The organism is Enterobacter sp. 04-C-12-SI-ECC, from assembly GCF_047530715.1.
Taxonomy (GTDB): domain Bacteria; phylum Pseudomonadota; class Gammaproteobacteria; order Enterobacterales; family Enterobacteriaceae; genus Enterobacter; species Enterobacter bugandensis.
The window spans coordinates 76,595-91,846 of record NZ_JBLKDI010000017.1 but is presented as its reverse complement, the minus strand read 5'-3'; the positions used below and the strand labels follow the sequence as shown (position 1 = coordinate 91,846).

The 15,252-nt window shown below is 47.3% G+C and carries 21 protein-coding genes; 19 read left to right on the top strand and 2 right to left on the bottom strand.

The features are described from left to right. Position 1 precedes the first annotated feature (1 nt). The 8 genes from ACMWL8_RS19160 (at position 2) to ACMWL8_RS19125 (ending at position 4,549) form a co-directional block, all read left to right on the top strand. The gene (locus tag ACMWL8_RS19160) at positions 2-688 is read left to right on the top strand and encodes a hypothetical protein (RefSeq protein WP_105612173.1); all 687 of its coding nucleotides are present in this window, start codon (positions 2-4) and stop codon (positions 686-688) included. A gap of 14 nt (positions 689-702) precedes the next feature. Next, entirely contained in the window at positions 703-966 is a 264-nt protein-coding gene (locus ACMWL8_RS19155; protein WP_105612172.1) for a hypothetical protein, read from the top strand. Positions 967-1,116: 150 nt separating this feature from the next. Next, the gene (locus ACMWL8_RS19150) at positions 1,117-1,653 is read left to right on the top strand and encodes a hypothetical protein (protein ID WP_226840821.1); all 537 of its coding nucleotides are present in this window, start codon (positions 1,117-1,119) and stop codon (positions 1,651-1,653) included. Between the two features lie 221 nt (positions 1,654-1,874). Next, positions 1,875-2,870: a capsid protein gene (locus ACMWL8_RS19145; RefSeq protein ID WP_105612206.1), complete on the top strand. Its 996-nt coding sequence runs from the start codon at positions 1,875-1,877 to the stop codon at positions 2,868-2,870. Positions 2,871-2,886: 16 nt separating this feature from the next. Continuing rightward, positions 2,887-3,414, top strand: coding sequence for an HNH endonuclease signature motif containing protein (locus ACMWL8_RS19140; protein ID WP_063930133.1), 528 nt, complete (start codon positions 2,887-2,889; stop codon positions 3,412-3,414). A 19-nt stretch (positions 3,415-3,433) separates the two neighbouring features. Further along, positions 3,434-3,868 carry a hypothetical protein gene (locus ACMWL8_RS19135; protein WP_105612171.1) on the top strand — a complete coding sequence of 145 codons (435 nt, stop codon included), beginning with the start codon at positions 3,434-3,436 and terminating at the stop codon, positions 3,866-3,868. Continuing rightward, positions 3,852-4,148, top strand: coding sequence for a hypothetical protein (locus ACMWL8_RS19130; protein WP_105612170.1), 297 nt, complete (start codon positions 3,852-3,854; stop codon positions 4,146-4,148). Before ACMWL8_RS19135 ends, ACMWL8_RS19130 begins: the two co-directional genes overlap by 17 nt. A gap of 8 nt (positions 4,149-4,156) precedes the next feature. After that, on the top strand, positions 4,157-4,549 hold the full coding sequence (locus ACMWL8_RS19125) for an endonuclease domain-containing protein (protein WP_063930147.1): 393 nt from the start codon (positions 4,157-4,159) through the stop codon (positions 4,547-4,549). Here ACMWL8_RS19125 and ACMWL8_RS19120 read toward each other — a convergent pair. Next, positions 4,533-5,774 carry a tyrosine-type recombinase/integrase gene (locus ACMWL8_RS19120; protein ID WP_105612169.1) on the bottom strand — a complete coding sequence of 414 codons (1,242 nt, stop codon included), beginning with the start codon at positions 5,772-5,774 and terminating at the stop codon, positions 4,533-4,535. The two genes, ACMWL8_RS19125 and ACMWL8_RS19120, sit on opposite strands and share 17 nt — an antisense overlap. A 724-nt stretch (positions 5,775-6,498) precedes the next feature. Here ACMWL8_RS19120 and ACMWL8_RS19115 point away from each other — a divergent pair. Then, positions 6,499-7,881, top strand: coding sequence for an HNH endonuclease signature motif containing protein (locus ACMWL8_RS19115; protein WP_023309091.1), 1,383 nt, complete (start codon positions 6,499-6,501; stop codon positions 7,879-7,881). Positions 7,882-7,927: 46 nt separating this feature from the next. On the opposite strand, the gene ACMWL8_RS19110 is transcribed toward ACMWL8_RS19115, so the two are convergent. After that, positions 7,928-8,506 (bottom strand): tyrosine-type recombinase/integrase, encoded by a 579-nt coding sequence (locus ACMWL8_RS19110; RefSeq protein ID WP_023309090.1) that lies wholly within the window; start codon positions 8,504-8,506, stop codon positions 7,928-7,930. A 1,620-nt stretch (positions 8,507-10,126) separates the two neighbouring features. Here ACMWL8_RS19110 and ACMWL8_RS19105 point away from each other — a divergent pair. The 10 genes from ACMWL8_RS19105 (at position 10,127) to ACMWL8_RS19060 (ending at position 15,251) form a co-directional block, all read left to right on the top strand. Continuing rightward, positions 10,127-10,375: a hypothetical protein gene (locus tag ACMWL8_RS19105; RefSeq protein WP_133059720.1), complete on the top strand. Its 249-nt coding sequence runs from the start codon at positions 10,127-10,129 to the stop codon at positions 10,373-10,375. A 17-nt stretch (positions 10,376-10,392) separates the two neighbouring features. Beyond that, entirely contained in the window at positions 10,393-10,569 is a 177-nt protein-coding gene (locus ACMWL8_RS19100; RefSeq protein WP_023309089.1) for a hypothetical protein, read from the top strand. A 14-nt stretch (positions 10,570-10,583) separates the two neighbouring features. Further along, the gene (locus ACMWL8_RS19095; protein ID WP_023309088.1) at positions 10,584-11,354 is read left to right on the top strand and encodes a hypothetical protein; all 771 of its coding nucleotides are present in this window, start codon (positions 10,584-10,586) and stop codon (positions 11,352-11,354) included. Then, a complete protein-coding gene (locus ACMWL8_RS19090; RefSeq protein WP_032653285.1) occupies positions 11,348-11,809 on the top strand; it encodes a helix-turn-helix domain-containing protein in 462 nt (153 codons plus the stop codon). The genes ACMWL8_RS19095 and ACMWL8_RS19090 overlap by 7 nt, the downstream gene beginning before the upstream one ends. A 104-nt stretch (positions 11,810-11,913) precedes the next feature. Then, positions 11,914-12,303, top strand: coding sequence for a hypothetical protein (locus ACMWL8_RS19085; RefSeq protein WP_032667926.1), 390 nt, complete (start codon positions 11,914-11,916; stop codon positions 12,301-12,303). Then, on the top strand, positions 12,296-12,631 hold the full coding sequence (locus ACMWL8_RS19080; RefSeq protein WP_023309087.1) for a hypothetical protein: 336 nt from the start codon (positions 12,296-12,298) through the stop codon (positions 12,629-12,631). The genes ACMWL8_RS19085 and ACMWL8_RS19080 overlap by 8 nt, the downstream gene beginning before the upstream one ends. A gap of 617 nt (positions 12,632-13,248) precedes the next feature. Further along, a complete protein-coding gene (locus ACMWL8_RS19075) occupies positions 13,249-13,482 on the top strand; it encodes a hypothetical protein (protein WP_023309086.1) in 234 nt (77 codons plus the stop codon). Positions 13,483-13,485: 3 nt separating this feature from the next. Continuing rightward, a complete protein-coding gene (locus tag ACMWL8_RS19070) occupies positions 13,486-13,863 on the top strand; it encodes a hypothetical protein (protein WP_023309085.1) in 378 nt (125 codons plus the stop codon). Between the two features lie 18 nt (positions 13,864-13,881). Continuing rightward, positions 13,882-14,919: a major capsid protein gene (locus ACMWL8_RS19065; RefSeq protein WP_023309084.1), complete on the top strand. Its 1,038-nt coding sequence runs from the start codon at positions 13,882-13,884 to the stop codon at positions 14,917-14,919. Between the two features lie 131 nt (positions 14,920-15,050). Further along, positions 15,051-15,251, top strand: coding sequence for a hypothetical protein (locus ACMWL8_RS19060; protein WP_224310681.1), 201 nt, complete (start codon positions 15,051-15,053; stop codon positions 15,249-15,251). Position 15,252 lies beyond the last annotated feature (1 nt).

The following is a 15,252-nucleotide window of genomic DNA, read 5'->3' as shown; positions in this document are numbered from 1 at the left end:
CATGGCTGACCAGAATGTTAATCCGTACCTTTCGGGCGCTGATACTGCGCCGCAGCAATCGCCGTACATGGCCGCACCTGTAGGCGCTGACAACGGCGCTAGCCGATTCGACCAGACAACACCTGATGCTGATTTCCTGAAAACGCAGCCAGCGAACATTAATCAAAGCTGGAGCGAAGGTAACTTTGCCAACCAGCAAGACCAGCAGATTGATGTTGCTGCGCAAGTGGGCGACACGCTGCAATTACAGGATGGCACTACTGTTGAGTTGACTCCTGAACTTCATGGGCTGATGGGGCAGTTTCACCAGTCTGTCGAAAGCCAGCTAGGGCAGGGGACAGTTGACGCCATGTTGCAGTACGCTGGCACACTCGACGCTGGGACGCAATCCACCCTTGAACGTATGGTTATGTCTGGCGACCCTGCGCAGATGCAGCGGGCGGTTCAGTACCTGCAAGAGCGTATGGCCGCTGGCTCTGCCACTGGTTATGTCCCGTCGCAGGGGAACACATATGGTCAGCCCGCCGCGCAACCTGTCGGAATGTCACACGCTGAATTCATCGCGGCGTACGATGCGCTGAATCAATGGGCTGCACAGACTGGCCGGGGTGCTGGCACGCGAGAATACGACCAGCAGTATCATGCGCTGGTTGCTCAACGCAGCGCCGGGAAGCGTGCCGGGCGCTAACTGGAGAATTCCATATGTACGATGAGAATAGAATCCGAGTCCTGACCGAGGTAGAGAAACAATCTCACTCGGTCGATAGCATTCTTTCCATTCTGCTTGATAAATACCCCAGCACCAGCCACGACCATCTGACGCGTGTCGCTGAATGCCTCGTTACTTTTGGCTGGGGTGTTGCTGAATACGATGCGTACCGCGCCGGGACGCTTGGCGAAGAGAAGCGCCAGACGATGGTCGCTTGGTTTACTGAGCGGAATTCCGCGCAACGCTGGGCTGCCTGATTCCGATGCCAGCGCCTGACGGTGCATTGTGGGCTGCAAGTCCGACTGGACACCTGACCCTGCGAATTTACTACTTACTGTCCACTAACCCCTGAGAACCGCACCACATGCGGCTTCCGAAAGCCTGTTTTTAATCATCTGAGGTTCATTATGAGTATCCAGAATTTCCACGCTGTCGAGCGTGTCGTTGACGTGCGTCCTGAATACGCCTTGCCGCTGGGCGCTCGCTCTCGTTCGCGCTCCCGCCGCGCTGCTGCAACACCTGATGTACTGAATCCTGCGTACATCCGGGATGTGCTTTCTAATCCTGATGCGTACCGCCCCGAAATTGTAGAGTGGGTGCGTGCCGATGCTGTGACTCGTGGCGAGAAAGTTACCCATGCTTTTAATCCAGACGAAGCGGTTTATATCGTTGCCCGGTCTGCCACGTCTGATACTCGCACCTCTGGCGTTAGCCGTGGCCTGTCCCCGGAGTTGCCGCCGAAGATGGCCGAGCGTATGCGCGAACGTGAACGGCACGAGAGGAACCGAGCCAGACCCCGCAAGGCAATCACTGAGGCTGTACGCGCAGACATTATCGACCGCGCCGCTAAAGGCCAGTCGAATCGCTACATTGCCGAGAAGGTTGGCGTATCCAAATCATCTGTAAATACGGTGCTGAACATGGCGCGTATGAGTGTTCATTAATGTAGGATATGCGTTTGCACTGTTTGCTGTCCACTAATCGCTGAGAGCCGCGCCAGCTCTGGCCTCGCAAAGCCAGTTTCGGGTACTCCGAGACTAAATATCGATAGTTCGTTTTAACCCTTATTTCCCATCGCTTTGAATCCTGCCTCGGCGGGAGGAATCCGCATGTCTGTGCCATGACGATGGTGCGGTCTTCATCAACCTACGTAGGAGTTTTGTTTATGGCTGATACTTCGTACAGTCCCGATCTGTTCCGCCCACATTATGGCGGGATGGAATCCGACAATGATATTCACATCGAGGCTTATGACCGGGACGTCCAGACTCGTTTAGAGTCCAAATCCGTATTTCTGGCAGAGGGGCTGTCTACATACAGGCCGCTGAAAGCCAGCAACCAATACCGCATTGATCGCCTGAGTGGTGATCTTGAGGTGAAGGGCAGAACCGCAGGGCAATCGCTGGAGCCTACCGCCGTTAAGTCGGACAAGCTGATTATCTCTGTGGATACGCTGAGCTATATCCGCATCCCGATTGACTATCAGGATGACTGGACAGCACCCACCTTTCGCGCAGAGCTGAGCCGCAATATCGGTACTGCTCACGCTAAATTCTACGACGAAGCGCACACCATCCAGCTAATCAAAGCGACTGACTTTGTACCGCCGCCGACGTTGCAACCAACGTTTAACCCACTAACGGATAACGTTGTATCGCTCGACCTGACAGCGGGGAGCGAAGAGGACGCCGCAAACGAACTGGTTCACGCTATCAAAGCTGCTGTTAATCGATTTCTGACTGAGAAAGATATTCCGGTGGCGGAGCTGGTACTGCTTATCGACCCGGCTTGGTTCAGCATCCTGATGGAACATAAGAAGCTGATGAACGTCCGTTACAGCCGGGATAGTGGCAACGATTACGCATGGCGTCGTGTTGGCTATGTCGCTGGGGTGCGAGTTATCGAGCTGAATAGTTACCCGCAGGAAGCCATTACCGGGCATGAACTGGGCGCTGATTATGACGTTACCGCAGAGGAAGCGCTGACGAGGGCGACGCTGTTTAAACCTTCCTCGGTACTGTTGACGGTCGAAGCGCAGAGCGTCATCAATCGCCAGTGGGATGATGAGCGCGAAATGACGATGGTGATGGACTCATATCGCCTGTTCAACGTTGGGCAGCGCCGCCCGGACTGCGTTATCAATTTCCGACAAGCTGCATAACTGGAGGGGCTGAGTCATGGTTAATGATGCTTACGCCCCGGAGCTGCTGCGCTCTTTGTTTCGGTACGATTCGGAGACTGGCCGCCTGTTCCATGCAGTGGACAGGGTAGGCGCTAATAAGCGTGTTTACGCTAGAGCCGGGGAATTGGCCGACACCGCAACGGACAGCGCCGGGTATCGGCGCGTGTCTGTCCGCATTGGTGGAAAGTCATACATGCTTTACGCGCACCGTGTCGCCCTCATCATTGCTGATGGTGGTATTCCTGCCGGGATGCAAACTGATCATATCAACGGCATACGTGATGACAATCGTCGGATTAACCTTCGCACTGTTACACCGCAGGAGAATCAGCACAACTACCGCAAAGCGAAGGGATACAGCCGTCATTCCTGCTCTGGTCGGTGGGAGGCTTACATTCGCGTTGGTGGCGTTCGACATCACCTCGGTTTGTTCACGACCGAAGCGGCTGCGCGTGCTGCGTACCTGAAAGCGAAGCGACTCTATCACCCATCAACGCCAGCCGACTTGTTAAGGGCTGCTTAAATTTTATAGGTGATAATTAATGGCTGATGAAAAACGAATCAGGCAGATTAGACCACTGGCAGATGATGACCCACGCCGCCAGCGGTACGCCGAACTTTTGGCGCAAGCTGGCCGGATGACCATCCCCCGGTTGCATCCGGGCGACGCTAACAGCGTAATGAGCCAACTTGCGACGATGCTTGGCGCACCTGTCCCGTTTATTGGGACTATGCGGGAGCACGCCGCTGCATGGCGTTCCTGTCTGCTGGAGCAAGGGCTTGGCGATCTTCTGGATGGATTGAGTAAACAGGTGCTGACAATCTTCTTTCTACTCTGCTGGAGAGACAGCGCTTTGCGATTGGCTGGGAAACAACGGGAACAAATCGCAGCGGCAAGTGAAGGTCTGACCCTAGAGCGCTACCGGGCAATGCGCCCGGATAACAGCGAGGATAAAGAAGATGACATTGACGATTAAATTACGGTGGCGGTACATCGAGCCGCCGCCTACGGCTGGCGCACTCGCTGACCTTAAACAGTGGGTAATGGATGCCGGAGAGCCTGAACTTGAAGCTGAATTTCGTAAGCTGCTGGGACTGATGCGCCGCAATGGTATCAGCGATGGGCGCGTAAATGCGGTGGCTGATGAGCTTTATGCTCTGGTATGCCAACGCCAGCGCGAAGAATACGAAGCCTGCAAGCGGGCTGCGTCTGACAATGGAGGATTTGACGAATGGCTACTACCGAACAGAAGTTGAGAAAAGCTATGCGGGGCTATCTGGAATATCTCGGCAATATGCCGCTGGCGGAACGGATTACAAACGCTGCTGCATTCGAAGATGTTTATCGCTTTCTGTTGAATGGTTCCGGGCGGCTGGAGTTGCGCCGCGCTGATGTGGCCGCTGTCCGTGTCTTTCTGTGGAATTATCAGTACCGACGCTGTGCCATGACCGGGAAGCCGTTGCGGTTAGAATCTGCTGTGCTCGACCATTGCCACCGTACCGGGCGTGTGCGGGCTGTGACGCACCGCGCCGCGAATTCGGCGGAGGGTGGGTATCGTGTCGGGCGCATGGTGAGGCTGCCGAAAGCGGCGGCGGATGCTCTGATTCGTGCGTACCGCCGCCAGTACACGGGGCTGAATGTTACATACCCGGCGTAATGGCCTCAATTTCTGAATAGCTGACCAGCTCCACGTAATTCGATAGCTCTTTCATTTCCGCCCCTTGGCTGTATGTCTTGAATGCCTCCGTCTTTGCTTTCTTCTCAGTGTGTCCGGTAATCGCTCCTATGCGCTGTTCTGGTACGCCTGCCCGGTCTAAGCAGGTGATGAAGTGACCGCGCAAGGAGTGAAAGCACTGGCGATCTGTTGCCGCTGGCAGCACGCGACGGCGTAGCCGCGTGAATGCTTGCGAGTACCACGGCCCACGTTTGCCATCTGCGCGTTTTATCTTGTTTGACTGGGGCAGCAGGTACTCCCCTTTATTCTGCTCAAGGTATTTATCCACGATACCAAATAACAATGAGTGAATCGGGACGTACCTGATGCCCGCTTTCGTTTTGGATTTGCTGACGTAGAAACAGCGTACCCCTTCAACTGTGACAATCTCGTCTCGTTTGATGCTGGCGATCTCGTCAAGACGCATACCGGAATACAGCCCGATTATGATTACGTCCCGCAGTTCGCTACCTGCCTCTTTTGTTAACGCTTGTAGCTGTTGAGGCTCAAAAGGTTGATAGCTTTCGTTTGACTGGCGGGCTTCCAGATTGTGGCCGTGAAACGGATTATCGGGAGTGATGTTGTCGTATTTACGCCGGGCGAAGTCGTACAGTGTCCCCAAGCAGGTTAGCCAGTTTTGCAGCGTCTGTCGGGAAAACTTATCTTGATTCACTTCCAGAAAGTCAGAGACAAGCCGCCGCCCGATTCCGTTTATAGTAATGGTTGGCCGCTTGATTGATTTAGTGAATGCCGATACAGCGCGAACGGATTTACTCAATGTGGAATAAGAGCGCCGATCTTTGTATTGCTCGATGTACTCTTTGCTTACATCTACCAATTTTGGTGATGGAGGTTTTCCCCGTTCTGCTGGAGTAGTTACGGGCGCGGTAATGTCGCTGGATATTCCCGCCAGTAAGTGAAGATCTGAAATAGCAGAATGAATCCGGTTTATAGGGTTATCCGGTTTCATCATGAGCTGGAGCTTTCGGAACTCTAATAAGTATTGGTCACGGAATATGCGAGCTTGCATGATGTCCCGCGTGCCTGTCGATTTCTTGAGTGAGCGCCGCCCGTGCCATAAGTGGCGCATGTACACCGGGATAAAGATTTGAAAGATGAATATCCCATCTTTGTTTGCATAAAGATAAGAAGTCTTCTTGATTGGCATGGTAATTACCTTGTAATCTACCGCTACCAACTACCGGGATAAGTACCGCGATTACTTATTTTGGTTCACAATTCAATGGGTTAGCTATGAGGGTTCGATTCCCTTCGCCCGCTCCAGATCTCTCCCCTTGTGGCAAAACTTCGATAAAACTCGTTTTGCTTTCAACAACTTACTTAACATAAGTTGTCGTGTTCGTTCTACCATTGAACGACGATTTACCAACACAAGGTACACTGTTAGTTGTCACGGATAGTTACTATGGAAGTAAGAGTATAACTATTCGGCGGCGGCAGTTGTAGCCCTCACACCGCGATAGCACAACGTGAAGGAAAAGCCTGATCCGGGCATTGTCTCTTGCACCAGACCGATCACACGCATTTTAAGCCCGATGTGCGGCCTTGTGGCTGCGTAAACAGGTGTATAGTGGTAAACGTACCTGCACACGATATGCAGGCTCTGCCAGCGCTTCGCTCACGCTCCTGACGGTACACGAGCACCCTGATAAGGTGTGATCCCTCTGACAATCTGATGAAGTCGCTACGCTCCGCTTGTTGCTTGTACCACTAACGGGGCTTTATGGCTTCTATTGTCCAAAATCTGTTAGTTGCGCGTTGTATGCACCTTGGTTAATCTAAGATTAATCCGATAGGGGTGGTGTAGATGCGTGATGGGCGAAGCTCTGGTAGAGATTTGTATGTTAGATTTCAAGGAAGGGTAACTGCTGATGAAGAATAGTATTCTTGCTGATGCTTTGTTGAATGCTGCGAAAAATAGCGAGCCTGAAAGCGCTATCACCAAACTTGTTGCATCAAGTGCTGGAGAACAGCAAAAACAAACCAAAAGAAAACTTCATGCTCAAGAAATGTCTCTACCTGAATTGATCAGGGTAAAAAATGAATACTCTGAAAAAATAAACGATCCGGTAACATCTAACGAGAAGAAGAAAGAAATTTCGGAAATCATTAAATCATTAAATTATGAGATCAGGAATAGAACTAAGGATACGCCTGGACAAAGTCTAAAGGAACCTCGCTCAATATTTAAGCAGGAGAGGAGAGTTGCACGCGAAAATTATAGAAAATCTATTCAGGTTAGATCTTTCAAGAAAACTATCCCGCCGAATCAGTTTACCATTAGCCATGAAAATCGTAGTTTCCTGCCATTGAATGAGAAGACTTTGGAGCGTGAAAGATTGCGTAAAGAGTTAATAGCCAAAGAAGCTCAGGCTGAGCTGGAGAGAATGGCTTTAATTTCTCGCGTTACGCATACTAAAATTATTCAAGAAGAAAGAACTGATACGAAGAAGACATCACCTGCAAAGGTGATCACAAAATTAGATACCAATTCAACAACCAAAATTGAAGTGCCTGAATTTTATTTTAATAGCGAACTGTATAGCCAGTTGATAAGGACTATTCCTGTCACGCAAGCGTACAAGATCGCAAAAAGTCGTGAACTATCTTCAAAATATTATGACAGTAAAGTTGAGCCAGGTAAGTTTTCATATTTTAATTCGCTCGCTTACTTAATTTCGTTAAGAAGTAAGAATGAAACAGATGCGCGTGAAATTGCCAAGAAACAAGGGCAATCTGAAAGGGTTTTGTATGACCTTATCACAGTAGGTTATAAGATTTCTCTAAGTAAAAAAGATTCTGGCGCAGTAAGAAAGGAACAAGAGAAAATTAGTTCCTATCCTGAATCAGTGGATCTTAAATTAATTTCGAGTAATGTTCAGCGTACACTGCAGTTAAGAAGAATAAGTGACCAACAAAGTTTCCGAAGGAGAGTTGAGACCAACTTCAAAGGTAGGTGTGCAGTAACTGGACAATCAATTCAATCTTTGCTTCAAGCCTGTCATTTAGAGGATTATTGTTCTTCGCACAATATGGATACCAGTAACGGCATCCTACTTACCTCGGATTGTCATCGAATGTTCGATAACGGCCAACTTGGTATAAATCCAGATACCCTAACCATACATTTTAATGTTGAATGTATATATGCCCATATGTTTGAGGGTAAAATAATAGGGGCACATACTGTGAAGTTAGACGAGAATAAACTGCGCAGTAAATGGAAATTATTTTTGAAGATCAGATCCAGTTGATATGTTACTTTCAACCTTTGGTCAATTTTAGAATAAGTACATTCCGTCACCACTCTAAAGAAAACTCCTCTGTTAAATCGTCCTGCACGTCCTGACCATACCCGATGTAATACATCGTTGAGCGCGGATCTGTCTGTCCCAGGAAATGGGCGATTGTTTCAATAGCCACTCCAGCATCGAACATCACGCGCCCACGGCTTTTACGTGGTGTATGGCATCCCACGTTAGAGAATCCTGCTCTACGTCCCATCTTCCCAAATTCAGTGAATACCGTGTTACGGGTTACGGCGTTGCCTTTGCTACGTATATCGCCCTTGCTAAAAATGAAATCCGTCTTCACTGGCATATCGGCTTGCTCTGCCTTGCGTTGTGCCATCACTGACAGCATCGCGGCTGTCACCTTTGGCCTCACCACGTTTCCGGTTTTCTCCTGCTTCACCTTGAGGTGAGATTGCCCCTCTACATCTTCGTACCGGAGTTTGAGCACGTCAGAGATACGTAAGCCCGATTCATACATAAACACCCACAAGCAATAGAACAGGTTGCTTCTGGCGTTGCGTTGTAGCTCTGCCGCCACTGCTTTAACTTCGTCTGCACTCTTTAGCGCCTGGCTAATGCCTTTCATCTTTACCCTCCTTATGTTCGTTTCGTTGAAAGCATCATTGATCATAAATTGATCATTTTCAACATGTTGCACGATACGTTTTTTCAGAAGAGCACTAAATGATCAAAATGTGTGCGCGGTTACTTGAGTTGCTTAACGACGTGATCGAGGCCGCCCCATTTCCAGGCGCAGATTTTGGAGAATATCAGTAAGTGATTGAAAAATAGATGAAAATAAATTTTATGTCATGATTCATGAAGCGGTTGTTATGTCAAGAGATTTATTTTCGATGACGGGGAGTTACCCCTGTTTGCACGGTGAGGTGATGGAAAAGCGTACTGATTTAGTTGAATCAATGAGTTGCAGAATACACTTTGCTAATGTGTATCGAAACGGGGCGATATTGCATCTTTGTTGAGAGCTATTATCAATTATAATGGCTGCATCAAGAAATGATTAGAATGCTAACTAATTGGCGGGTTTGGCATGGAAAAATCAGCGGAGTGATCTTTCGAGAATACTCGTTCAACGAATCCGGCACGAGTGCAAAGTAGTTTTCATGACAAATAGCGCTGTATCCCTCACTACACAACGGTTTAGCTAAAATGATCATTCTGACAATGAAAGTGAACAATATACTTTGGCTTACAGCTACACCGATTCTTTACCTGTCATTTAAGATAGGTTTTGATGTTATTAGTGTCGTGATTTGATAGGTATTACCTAATACTTACGTCTGGCTATTCTTAGGATTGTTGCATGTGCGATTCGTAGTGGGCAGGGCGACGATATACATCAAAATGATGTGTGTCGAAACTGAGGATAAGCGGATATACATCAAAATGATGTATGGATGCATGGGATACGCATCAAATTGATGTATGGATCGGCAAACTACACATCAAATTGATGTTCTATACAAAGAGATTCTAAAAGCGATCTCTAAAAGAGAGCTTTTAGAAGATCTTGTGAAAGATTCGCTTTGCTGGCGCGTGTCGCCTGGCAAGTGACCTGATTCGCCTTTGGGGCTACTCGGTCAGCCGCTCACGACGCAGCGATCAGCGCATCTGTCTGTGATTGTGCCAGGGCTTCGCCCTCGTGAAACGAGGCACAGAAGCTATGCGCCGTGTGCGCAATGTCTTTCGGCATAACTTCTGCCTGTCTTCCATGCTCCGCATTCATCCATGCAAAGTTAGCCCACGGCTAAGGATTCACTGGTCGCTGATGGCTCCAGTTCATCCAGCCTCAATCCAACACCACCACCTACTATCCTGATAACTACCGTTATCCCTCAGTAGTTTGTGCTATTGGTTTCGGGAGTAAGTGCCAGAGGGCGGCGGTAACGCAAACGGAACGCCTCAGACGCGCTGAGAGCGTTTTCGAGAGGATAGGGAGGGCATTGCACCTCTCAGGCTTTCAAACCTGTTAGGAAGCGATAGAACGCGTTTTATGATGATATGAATGAGTTGATCACAACGTGTAAGTGCGCTATGATCTGAAATGGATAGAAATAAGTGTTGACATTTAAATCATTTCATGTTAAAGTAAATGATGTAGGGTGATGAAAGCATTCATCCCGTCATCATCTCAGGCATCCAGCCTAACGCAAACAATCCATCTTACACCGCACTATCAGGCAACGTGATTAACGTTCTCCCTGGATGGTGTTTCTGTGTTTCTAACGCAAGGAGAACCAAAATTAAGTATTTCAATCCAGAACTTGTCTTCGAGGCTTTAAAGGCCGGAAGCCAGACACGAAATGCAATAAACAGCCAGCGAGCAGCCGCACAACGGCAAGGATATTTCGAACATGCCGAAAGATTGCGCAAAGGAATAGAACTTTACGATCAATGGAAAGCTGAACAGGCTGAAACCACCAACAACGATTAAACCAGAAGGAGAACCAAATGAGCGAAATCCAGAAGAAGAAACCAGCCGGAACATTCGTAAAACTGCCGGATGAAGTGTTTAGCACTTTGTTCAAAGAGGCGCGAGCGAGAGGCGTAACAGTGCAGGAGATGTTAATTGACGCTGCAACCACACTTTCCACATCAATTAAGAACGGAGAACGTTCTACCAAATAAGGATACACCCAAACATGACTGACATTATAAACAGTAAGGCTTTTAGTTTCACCAACACCGAAGACGCATTTAACGAATGCACCAGGATCACCAATCTTAAAACAGGCGTAACAGAGTTCCTTTCTCCTGCTGATAAGCAGTTTTACGTCAGAATGCGCCATCGTTATTATCGCTTTGCGATAGAGTTGGGCGGCACTTATTACGATGATATTGATCAGCTTGGTGCAAGTATTGGTGTTAGTTCGGCAACAGCAACACGCATTGTTGCAAAGTTGAAGAAAATCGGACTGATCGCCAGTAATAAGCCAAAGCGCTCAAACCAATGGACTATAACGCCACTCACGCCGGAAAACTTCGCCTTTGAACGTGATCGTAATGCGATGGAACGAGATTCCGCGCCGGAATGGGTCGATTGTCTGAAACATCCCGTGTTTGGCAAAGTTAAAGAAGACATAGCGCCAGAGGAGCAACGCAAAGAGGCCAAAGCAGATCCGATGTGCGAGTTTGACGAAATAACGGAAGAAACTAAACCTATTCCAAAACGGGAAAAGCCAAAGGCAGTAACGAAGAAGAAATCTACACCACCCCCAGCCAGAGAAATAGAAATCGAAGCCGTTAACCCTGTCTCAATCGGCGTGTATCGGGATGAATGGGAGAATCCTGAAAAGAATCTACCTGTTTCACAACATCCGAAAATAAGATGGATGCTCATTCATGGATACCTGGACTATACAATCAACCCCAAACTTAAATCAATCTACGAGGAAATAGAACATTTATGCTGAAAACGGTTATACCCAAACAATACAACGAACGTGATCTTAACATCATTCATCTTGCCAGTTTATTAAATCCAGAAGTTGAAAGAGGCGTTGCATTCGAACAAGCACAAGAACTTGTAGATGTTTACGCTGAACGAGGTGAATCAAGTTACGCTAATGCTCTTGTTACGCTATTCAATGCAGCGATGAAGCCACCGAAAGAGATCGAATGTAAAATGTCATCCCCACATCTTCACGATAAGAATCTGTCTCCTTCGGAACGTCTGGTATTAATGCACCTCGAATCACTGTCATCATTAACAAATGTGAAGCAGGAATCAATAGCGATAGTGTTGGGGATCTGTGTGGCAACTGTATCCAGTGCGATTCGCAAGCTCCGCCGCAATGGTTATCTAACTACTACGTTAATCAAACCTGGTCGCGGTAAAGGTTGCGACATTACACTTACGACTAAATAACAACAATCGGGAAACTTTTATGATTACTGCTTTATGGTGGTGGGCTGTGCTGTACGGATTGTACGTCATGACAAGACAAGGAAGTTTCCCTCTACGAGGATTTAATGACAAGAAAACAAAATAGATCTACGCTCGTTAGAATAGAAAAAGCCACACGCATCAGAAAACATAAATTCACTTCATCTCTACAAGATTTCGCACGAGAATCTATTCCTGGGGAGATGGTGACAACTATTCAAGAATATCCCGCAGTAGTACCAACTGGATTAGAGTTTGAACTATTGCAGGATGTTTTAGCATCTTCGGATAAGGTTTATTACAAACCACGACGTAGACAAGAATACATTATCGATAGTAGTCATCTCAAAAAATGGCAAATAGCAGGATTTGAACATTACGCCGATTATGTTGGGTATTGTCAAACCTGGGGACTATCCCAGCACACACAAGACTTTGACATTCTCTTTGACGATAAGGAAATCACACATGATTAATACAATGAACACAGTAAGTACCTTGCTCGATTCTTTCCATAACACTTGGCATCTACCTATTCTTGAACTGGTCAATCATGCATGGCGTGACAGAACGCCAGAGGCGCTTTTAAGCGCGGCTAAACAGGCGGAGCAGGGGATTGATGCGCTGATGTATCTCCAAGAGGTTGTAGAGCGTCTGGTGAAGCGTGGAGACAGCACTATCACACCAGAAGAAGCCTGGCGTGTAGCTAATGACCTTGAAGAGCTGGCTTGCTCTCTACAATACATCACCGTTGAACTCGGAGAGCTTGCCATCCAGATCGCGGAAGAATGCACTGTAACATAAAAGTTACGAAAACGCTTGACAATAAGTGCTTTTTGTGTCATAATGAATTATAGGGTAAATATTCGAATCACCCTCGTATGTCAATACGCACTCCTTGAGAATGCCGTTCCCATAGCGGCATTCCCTCCCTCTGAATGCTATTTCTGAAAAGTGTTGGTTTTTTCGTCTCCCTTTTTGTCTTGTTTAGTTCCGAAGGAATGCGCAGGATGTAATATCTCGTTGTGTTGGTATTGCATCGCAATCACCGCGCATCTCCGACTTTTTCAGAAAGGGCATTCGCTCTTTACTCATTCATTCCGTTAGGATGAATGTAGTAATCTCTTATTACTATTCCAGTGGTGATAAGAAATTCCATTCCCACTTCTCGCCATGACAGAAGGGTTTCTGTTTTGAAGTGGGAGCAATGACGGGCGATCCTACTTCTGTTATTCGTAACAGTTGCGCCCTCCATTTTATTCAAGAAACCATTCTTTAACTTCATAATCCTCCCAAACGATGACGTTAAACAATGCTTTCTAACAAGGGCATCTCTCCAGGGGCTTAATTGCCCCTTTTTAACAATCTGCATGTAACACTTCCGTTATTAATGAACGCAGTAACAATACGAAGGAAATCTCATGTTCCTTATGAATTATGATCGTGTGATTACACACAAAGGTGCTTCTCTTATTCTCTCTGAAAAGATGATGAAACAAGCGGCGAATGTATTAGGTGTAAGTGTCGAAGAGATTCGAGAGGCTACAGAGAAATTCTGGCCTACCGCCACTATCACCAAATCAAAAGAAGGTTCTCACCCATCATCAGGGCTTGAGGAACGATTAAAACTAAAAGCAATAGCAAAAGGAAAATAACCAATGCAATTTGGAACATTTCAAACTCTGAACGGGAATAACAGCCACGCCCGATATAAAGTAGTGGCTTACGCATCTGATGCAATTATGCAGGATAAGCTGATCAAGACAGCTACAGGAATCCCTGATTCCCTTATCGTAGGTGATCTTGTAGACGCTACAGGTAAGAAAGCTACCGTTCCTGGCAATATTGCGTATGTTGTCGTAGAACCTGCACGCGCTGGCGATAAGGCGTTTATTGTAGCTTCTCCAGAACATACTATTTTAGCCCTGGTTGGCATTGAATTTGGAAGTCTGGATAAATCTCTGGCTCAAGCGCAATTAGCAACTCTTGGCTTTACTTTCACAGACTACGACACAGTAGCCCTACGCACAACCTAATTAAGGATAATAATAAAAATGGCTTATTCAGATCTATTTTCTGGCAATATGTACGATTTTGCCAGCCCGTTTACATTCTCTACTCAGTTGAATGCAATTGTAAGTAATCTTGGGTTATTTAAAATTGAGAACCACGACGTCAATACAATCGCTCTTGAGAAAATCACAGATGTGAAAAATCTCGTTGCACCTGAAAAGATGCCCTACGCTCAAAGCGATTGGAACAGTGCAGAACGTCCAGAATTCAGCAATGTGCTGTATCAGCTTAAATATACTAACTCCCTTAACTCCGTCACCTCTCGTGACCTTGAGCAGTATAAAGCGCGTGGAACAGTAGACACGGCTGATCAAATCACCCTGGCTATCTCTGATTTCAGCGATGCACAATACGCGCAGGTGAGTAACACCGTAGAGGTTGACCTTGTAGAGGCGCTGTTAGGGCTTCGTGTGCAGTCACAATACGCCGGACAGGGCAATTTAGATTTCCTTGCAGGTGGGAGCAAAACCACTTACACGATGGATATCAGCGCAGGTGCTAACGTGTTCCAGCAACTAAGCGAGATTGGACGAATCCAGAATGTGAAACTTGGCTCAGGGTTGGCACAGGCTAAACAGGGCGTAGTGATCCTGGCCTCCGGTAAAGCAGCCGTAGCGCTACGCTATCACCCATCAGTGAGAGACTTCATGGTGTATACGCTCCCTCTGGAGCAGGGAGACAACTTCTACACCCGTACTAAAAGTGCAAACCCTGCTTTCGAAACCTGGACACTAAACGGTGTCACCGTGATCGATGTGACAGGCTATAGCCTCATCACTGACAAAATCGGTGTGGACTCATTCGTGAGTCTTCCTGTAATGGCTCCTGAGAGTAATGCCTACGTCCTGCATAGCGGTGTCGGCGTTCGCCATGCCACACAGGGCAAAGGTGCAGAGCTATATCACCAGTATGTTGTAGTTGATCAGCGTTGGGGCTTCCCTGAGATAGCGACAGAATGTAGTTATCTGCCAATTGTGAATATTCCACAAGCGATCATCTTCGGTACTGTCTCAGAATAATGAGCGATAGACGTTAGCTCTTCACGTCTGGGAAAATAACAGAAGAGCTTTAATCAGGGGCGTAGGGAACTGGAACACGCAAAGCAAATGCGCCAGCCCTTGCCCCTTTTTTATTTCCAAAATGAGGAAAGATGAAATTGGAACTAATCCTAAAGAGTCGAGGCTTGCATTTACAACTAAATGATACAAATGCCGAGCAGCTACTGAATTTAGCAGCCGTATCGAGAGCGCTTGATGTGAGCTATTCACATTTAAGACAACTTATTTTCAAAGGAATGAGTGTATCAGATGCACTTAATTATCTTGTGAACGAAAAGAAAGGCGGTGAATAAT

What these genes read in the sequence shown, in the direction of transcription:
- ACMWL8_RS19160 (WP_105612173.1), top strand. Translation starts at nt 2, where the DNA reads ATGGCTGACCAGAATGTTAATCCGTACCTTTCGGGCGCTGATACTGCG.
- ACMWL8_RS19155 (WP_105612172.1), top strand. Translation starts at nt 703, where the DNA reads ATGTACGATGAGAATAGAATCCGAGTCCTGACCGAGGTAGAGAAACAA.
- ACMWL8_RS19150 (WP_226840821.1), top strand. Translation starts at nt 1,117, where the DNA reads ATGAGTATCCAGAATTTCCACGCTGTCGAGCGTGTCGTTGACGTGCGT.
- ACMWL8_RS19145 (WP_105612206.1), top strand. Translation starts at nt 1,875, where the DNA reads ATGGCTGATACTTCGTACAGTCCCGATCTGTTCCGCCCACATTATGGC.
- ACMWL8_RS19140 (WP_063930133.1), top strand. Translation starts at nt 2,887, where the DNA reads ATGGTTAATGATGCTTACGCCCCGGAGCTGCTGCGCTCTTTGTTTCGG.
- ACMWL8_RS19135 (WP_105612171.1), top strand. Translation starts at nt 3,434, where the DNA reads ATGGCTGATGAAAAACGAATCAGGCAGATTAGACCACTGGCAGATGAT.
- ACMWL8_RS19130 (WP_105612170.1), top strand. Translation starts at nt 3,852, where the DNA reads ATGACATTGACGATTAAATTACGGTGGCGGTACATCGAGCCGCCGCCT.
- ACMWL8_RS19125 (WP_063930147.1), top strand. Translation starts at nt 4,157, where the DNA reads ATGCGGGGCTATCTGGAATATCTCGGCAATATGCCGCTGGCGGAACGG.
- ACMWL8_RS19120 (WP_105612169.1), bottom strand. Translation starts at nt 5,774, where the DNA reads ATGCCAATCAAGAAGACTTCTTATCTTTATGCAAACAAAGATGGGATA.
- ACMWL8_RS19115 (WP_023309091.1), top strand. Translation starts at nt 6,499, where the DNA reads ATGAAGAATAGTATTCTTGCTGATGCTTTGTTGAATGCTGCGAAAAAT.
- ACMWL8_RS19110 (WP_023309090.1), bottom strand. Translation starts at nt 8,506, where the DNA reads ATGAAAGGCATTAGCCAGGCGCTAAAGAGTGCAGACGAAGTTAAAGCA.
- ACMWL8_RS19100 (WP_023309089.1), top strand. Translation starts at nt 10,393, where the DNA reads ATGAGCGAAATCCAGAAGAAGAAACCAGCCGGAACATTCGTAAAACTG.
- ACMWL8_RS19095 (WP_023309088.1), top strand. Translation starts at nt 10,584, where the DNA reads ATGACTGACATTATAAACAGTAAGGCTTTTAGTTTCACCAACACCGAA.
- ACMWL8_RS19090 (WP_032653285.1), top strand. Translation starts at nt 11,348, where the DNA reads ATGCTGAAAACGGTTATACCCAAACAATACAACGAACGTGATCTTAAC.
- ACMWL8_RS19085 (WP_032667926.1), top strand. Translation starts at nt 11,914, where the DNA reads ATGACAAGAAAACAAAATAGATCTACGCTCGTTAGAATAGAAAAAGCC.
- ACMWL8_RS19080 (WP_023309087.1), top strand. Translation starts at nt 12,296, where the DNA reads ATGATTAATACAATGAACACAGTAAGTACCTTGCTCGATTCTTTCCAT.
- ACMWL8_RS19075 (WP_023309086.1), top strand. Translation starts at nt 13,249, where the DNA reads ATGTTCCTTATGAATTATGATCGTGTGATTACACACAAAGGTGCTTCT.
- ACMWL8_RS19070 (WP_023309085.1), top strand. Translation starts at nt 13,486, where the DNA reads ATGCAATTTGGAACATTTCAAACTCTGAACGGGAATAACAGCCACGCC.
- ACMWL8_RS19065 (WP_023309084.1), top strand. Translation starts at nt 13,882, where the DNA reads ATGGCTTATTCAGATCTATTTTCTGGCAATATGTACGATTTTGCCAGC.
- ACMWL8_RS19060 (WP_224310681.1), top strand. Translation starts at nt 15,051, where the DNA reads ATGAAATTGGAACTAATCCTAAAGAGTCGAGGCTTGCATTTACAACTA.